At 60.5% G+C, this 494-nt stretch carries 1 protein-coding gene; it reads right to left on the reverse strand.

What is annotated here, in order from left to right; translation table 11 throughout:
• Window positions 1-6: 6 nt before the first annotated feature.
• Window positions 7-494 (reverse strand): integrase core domain-containing protein (locus AC07RN_RS20965; RefSeq protein ID WP_478337214.1); only part of this gene is annotated, 488 nt, incomplete at its 5' end.

Genomic DNA, 494 nt, shown 5'->3' on the forward strand with positions numbered 1-494 from the left:
CACTTTTTAACATCCTTTACCCAGGGTGATCGACTTTTTCTTCAGGTCGACCACCCCCACTTTCGTGCTGTACCACCACACTTCATATTTTCCGTCTTCACCGCTCTCCCTCAGCCCGACACGCTCTTCCCTGAACGCCTTGCCGGCACTCAGACGGATGCCTCTCACGCTCAGTTTTCCGCTGATATCCACCTTTCTGACGAGCACACCTTCATCGTATTCCGGTGGCGTCACCGCGCCGCTGTACTGCCGTGCAGACGGCTGATAGCGCGACGCCGGCACCGCCATCTCCAGCGCGTCATGAGGCCGTTCGAGATTATACACCGTCCGCCACTGGTCGAAGGCCCGCTGCAGCTCACCGCTGTCCGCGAACCACTTCCCCTGCAGGACTTCCGCCTTCAGGCTGCGGTGAAAACGCTCCAGCTTGCCCTGCGTCTGCGGGTGATACGGCCGCGAGTGGCCAACCCGGATACCCAGGCGCATCAGCCACAGCT

The organism is Lelliottia sp. GFLA7 (genome assembly GCF_056490165.1).